We start from the raw sequence: 4,726 nt of genomic DNA on the forward strand, positions 1-4,726 counted from the left end.
GAAGTAGTCGGCGTGCCGGTCGGCAGCGGACCGCTCCTCCCCCAGTTCTGCGAGCCACATCGAGCCGTACTCCCGCACGGTGTCCAGCAGGCGGTAGCGCCCCGGCTCGGAACGGGCCACCACGGACTTCTCGACCAGCTGGGCAAGGACGGCGCTGATGCGATCGCCCGGCAGCGGGCCGCCTTCGCAGACGGCGCGTGCCGAGATCTCGTCGAAGGTTCCCCGGAAGACGGCGAGCCTGGCCCACAGCAAGCGTTCCAGTGGCTGGCACAGTTCATGGCTCCAGCCGATCGCCGTACGCAGGGACTGGTGGCGTCGGGGCCAGACGGGAGCGGGCGCGGCGAGGTCTCCGAAGTGGGCGCTCAGCCGGGCGGCGATCTCGCGCAGCGGCCGGTGCATGACCTGGGCCGAGGCCAGTTCAATGGCCAGCGGAATGCCGTCGAGCAGTCTGCAGATCTTTGCGGCGTCCTCGATCTGGGTCTGGTTCCTTCTCTTCAGCGCGGGGGCGACCGCCGTGGCGCGGGCGAAGAACAGGTCCAGGGCGTCGGTCTCGCAGGGCAGCGGCTCAAGGGGGATACGGATTTCCTCGCGCAGTTCCAGGGGCTGTCTGCTGGTGGCGAGGATGGTGAGGTGCGGGCAGGCGGCCAGCAAGCGGCTCGCCAGGTTCCGGGCGGCGGGCACGAGGTGTTCGCAGGAGTCGAGGACCAGCAGCAGGCGCTTGTCGGACAGCCAGTGGCAGAGGGCGTCCAGTTGCGGGTCGGCACTGTGGTCGGAGAAGCCGACGGTGTCCGCCACCTTCGCCGTCAGCAGGCGGGCGTCCGGGATGGCTCCGAGGTCGACCCATCGCGGCTCACCCGGGCCGGTGACGGGAGCGGCCGTCATGCGGTGCAGGGCGTGTATGGCCAGCCGGGTCTTGCCGACACCCCCGATACCCGTCAGCGTGATGAGCCGGTTGCTCGTCAGGGCCGAGGTCAGGCGATCCTCATCGGCGGCCCGCCCGACGAACTCGTTGATCTCGACTGGTGTGTTGCCCAACATCCCAGCATTCTCCACCCTTTGGCATCCGCGCGGAGCCGATGGGAACGGCCCGCGAGGGGCGCCCCTGATCCGTCGTCGATGCGGGCGGAACAGGTCGCGCTCGGCCCCGTGGTGCCGTGGCTTCAGGGTCCGTGACGCGGCCGCACGGGCAGCCGGGGCGTTGACCGGCCGGGCCCGGCCGCGCGGGCCCGGGCACTACTCCAATCGGCCGTCTGATCACTTCGGATGTGCGCCAATCGCGGCGTGTCCCCGGCGCGGTGCGGTTGCGCCGCCCGTTCGGGGAAGGACGGGGAAGGGAGAAATGGGAGCAGAATGGTCGATGTCATCGTGTTGATCGGCGTGATTGTCGGTGCGTCCATGCAGATCCAGGCGGTGTGGGACATGGGCCGTACCGTGAACGAGGGTGAGGACAAGACCTCCGTGCAGGCGCAGGCGTTCGTCCTGGCGGCGGCGGGGTCCGTGATCGCTGTCGGCGCCCTGGCCTCCGCGCTGCTGTTCGCCCCCGGCTTCTGACCCGGACCCGCCTGCCGCAGGAGGGCAGGATGCCGGGGGTGTCCCGGGGCGATCCGCTCCGGGACACCCCCGTCTCCCGGTCAGCCCTTGCGCGGGCCGGCGGGCCTGAGCGTCAGGGTCTGCTCGGCGGCGCTGCGGCCGTCACCGACCGGGTTGCCGGTGGTGTCGGTCCAGGCGCGGGTCGGCGTCGTCTCGGTGAGCCGGTCCGGCGCGTCCGACAGGCCGAGCACCAGGCCGCTGTAGCGGTTGACCAGGCGGAACGTGCTGGTGGACGTGCCGTCGGCGGTCGAACCGGGGATGACGAACCACTGCTGGCCCACGGCGGGCTTGCCGCCGGGTGCCGGGGCCAGCGTCGGCTTGGCCGCCCAGGCGCGGCCCGCCGTCTTGGTGGAGTCGACGCCGAGCAGCGTCCCGGTGGCGGCGTTGGCGATGCGGTAGGAGCCGTCGCCGCCCGGCGTGAACACCCAGCGGCTGCGGGCGCTGCCGTCGCCGGCTGGCAGCGAGGTGGTGGACCGGCTGCCCGCGGCCCGGGCGAGGACACGGCCCGTGCCGCTGCTGATCGTGTAGGCGGTGCCCGCCTTGACGGGGGCGGCGGGCTCGCTGGTGGTCAGGGTGGTGTCGTAGTACTCGCCGTCCTTGCCGTCCGAGCACTGGAAGGAGCAGTAGCTGCGGAAGTTCTTGCCGACGACGGTGGAGCCGGTCTTGTTCACCGAGTCGAGCATCCAGCGGTACCAGGAGCCCGACTTGTAGTCGCCGGAGTCACCGATGAGCTTCCACTTCTGCGTGGCGAGGTTGTCGGTGACGTAGAACCGCTGGGGTTCCTTGCTGTCCTGGGTGATGGCTTCGGGCTGGCCGACGTACAGCCCCAGGTAGGCGTTGTAGGCGATGTTCATGGTCAGCAGGTCGGACTTCGCGGGCAGTTCGCCTGCGTCCTGCTGCTCCTTGACGGTGCCCTCGTTGGCGGGGTCGTAGTCGTCGGCGACGGGCGTGTATCCCGTGCCGTTGTGCGCGTCGACCGGCTCCATGTTGCTCTCCTGGCCGCCGACGCCCGGCTGGGACCACTTGCCGTCGTACCACTTCTTCCAGGAGCCCGGCGCCATCTTCGCGGACATCGGGGCGCGCGCGACATGGGCCCGGCTGCCGTCGGTCCACCCGCCGGCTATGCCGCCCTTCGGGATGGCCCGCGAGTTGTAGTAGACGTAGAAGTAGCCGGAGGCGGTGTCTACGAACAGCCGCGGGTCGCCGTTGCCGTAGTGGTAGAGGTCCTTGGGGAAGGCCGCGTCGTCGCCGCGTTCGGTCGAGTACGGCGAGGTCAGGACGTGGTCCTTGATGTCCCACGTCTTGCCCTGGTTGGTGGAGACGGCGTAGTCGATGGCGTCGTAGTGCAGGCCGTCGCCGAAGGGCTGGGGGGTGAACTCGTTGTGGACCAGGCCGTACCAGTCGCCGGTGTCCGGATCGACCCACACGCCCAGCAGGTCACAGTAGTTCTTCTGCGCGTAGTGCGCGGTGTCGGGGGCGTTCGTGGCTTCGCGGCCGGTGGGGCTGTTGTTGCACCGCCAGGTGGTGTCGTTGTTGCGGTCCTTGGCGTTGGCGGGGTTGACCGCGTCGCTCAGCTTCGCGTCGCGCGTCGCCGCGTCGAAGTCCTTGCCGGTGTAGAACGTCCACTTGCGGGGGTCGTTCGCGGCGTACAGGGCATGCGCGGACTGGTAGTGGAACGTGCCGTCCTTGTCGGTGTACGTGCTGGCGGGTGTGTCGTCGGGGTTGGTCCACGCTCCCTTGTCGCCGATGCTGACGCCGTACGTCGGGGCGTGTGCGGCGGCGGACGCCGGATCGGATGCCGGGGCGGCCGCCAGCGTGCCGGCAAGGACCGCGGCTGTCGCGGCGAGCGCACCGGCGATCCTCGTTCTCGAACGAGCTGACACAGGTTCTCCTCTCGTGGCCGGGCCGCTCCTGAGGCTGGGGGTGGGAGCGGCCCGCGGGTCGATGTCCTTCGCGCCTCGTCAGGTGGCCGGCTGGGCCCGCCTGTCCGGGGCGGGCGGTTCACCAGGTAATGACCGCCCAGCCCCGGTGCGGCAGGGCGGGGTCGAGTTCCAGCAGCGCGCCGGCGGCCGTGGTGGCGGCCTGCTGGGGGTGGGCCAGCGGTGCGAGCACGGTGGCGCGCACCGTGGGGGGTGCTGCGGGCAGGTGGATGCGCGGGTGGGCGGCATCGGCGCTGCCGTTGACCACGGCGAGCCGGTGGGTGTCGCCGGATCGCGTCGCGTGCGGAATCAGGTGGGGTGCTCCGCTCACGAGCGGGAGGCGGGGAGCATCACCCTCCAGGAAGCGGATCGTGGTGTGCAGCAGCCGTTGCCCTTCGTCGCTGCGGGCCAGTTCGGCGGGCGCGGTGGCGGCGAGTACCGCGACGCGTCCGCCCAGTGCGTTGGCGAAGTGGCAGCGCCCGGCGCCCCAGTCCCGGCCGTCGGGTGTCTGGATCTGCGTCAGGACGCGGGCGCCGGGCAGGGGCGCGAGCCGGGCGAGAGCGGGCTGGACGTCCACGCTCAGGAGTACGCCTTCGTCCGCCGGCGCGTGGGCGGTGACCCGCTCGATGGCATAGGGTCCCGGCTCGGCCCGCCCGGAGCGGGTGACCGGTTCGCCGGTCCGCACTCCCGTGAGGTCCGCCAACCCGCGTTCCGCGAGGATGTGCGCGGCCGTGCCGTCGAGCAGCACGCCGCCGCGCAGCAGGGCGCGCAGTTCGTCGTCGTCAAAGGTGTGGGCGAGCGGACCGAAGAGGGCCTGGACGGGGGCGGGTCCGGCGGTGACCGGGACGCCGTAGCCCAGGAGGAAGTCCGCGGTCGCGCCGGGATCGGCCGCCAGCTCGTCGAGCGTGCCGGTCGCATTCGGCAGCCGGGCGGCGGTGTCCGGCCGCCAGGGCAGTCCGACGCCCAGCGGGAGAGCCTGCCTGGGACTGTTTTCGGCGAGCCAGTCCAGGGCGGGCCGGGAACGGCGCAGCAGGTGGTCGATGCGCGGGAAGGATTCGGCGCGCTCGGCCTGGGTGGGGTGAACGTTGAGCAACAGGGCGTCGGCGCCGCAGAGTTGGGCGGTGACCATCTCCGCCCAGGTCTGGGTGTCCGACTTCGACCACGCGGTGTGCGGCCAGTTCTCGATCTCCGGCTCGCAGGCCGCCTGCGGCGGGCGC

The 4,726-nt window shown here is 71.5% G+C and carries 4 protein-coding genes; 1 reads left to right on the forward strand and 3 read right to left on the reverse strand.

What is annotated here, in order from left to right:
• On the reverse strand, window positions 1–1,038 hold a 1,038-nt coding region (locus ACQKIP_RS37625; RefSeq protein ID WP_427745168.1), incomplete at its 3' end, for an ATP-binding protein.
• Between the two features lie 312 nt (window positions 1,039–1,350).
• Here ACQKIP_RS37625 and ACQKIP_RS37630 point away from each other — a divergent pair.
• Window positions 1,351–1,551: a hypothetical protein gene (locus ACQKIP_RS37630; protein ID WP_365856724.1), complete on the forward strand. Its 201-nt coding sequence runs from the start codon at window positions 1,351–1,353 to the stop codon at window positions 1,549–1,551.
• Window positions 1,552–1,631: 80 nt separating this feature from the next.
• Here the strand turns inward: ACQKIP_RS37630 and ACQKIP_RS37635 are convergent, their stop codons facing one another.
• Both ACQKIP_RS37635 and ACQKIP_RS37640 read right to left on the reverse strand, forming a co-directional pair.
• Window positions 1,632–3,473, reverse strand: coding sequence for an RICIN domain-containing protein (locus ACQKIP_RS37635; protein WP_365856722.1), 1,842 nt, complete (start codon window positions 3,471–3,473; stop codon window positions 1,632–1,634).
• A 118-nt stretch (window positions 3,474–3,591) separates the two neighbouring features.
• A partial coding sequence (locus ACQKIP_RS37640; protein ID WP_427745169.1) for a hypothetical protein occupies window positions 3,592–4,726 on the reverse strand: 1,135 nt, incomplete at its 5' end.

The organism is Streptomyces sp. NPDC059900, assembly GCF_050270335.1.
In the GTDB taxonomy this organism is placed as follows: domain Bacteria; phylum Actinomycetota; class Actinomycetes; order Streptomycetales; family Streptomycetaceae; genus Streptomyces.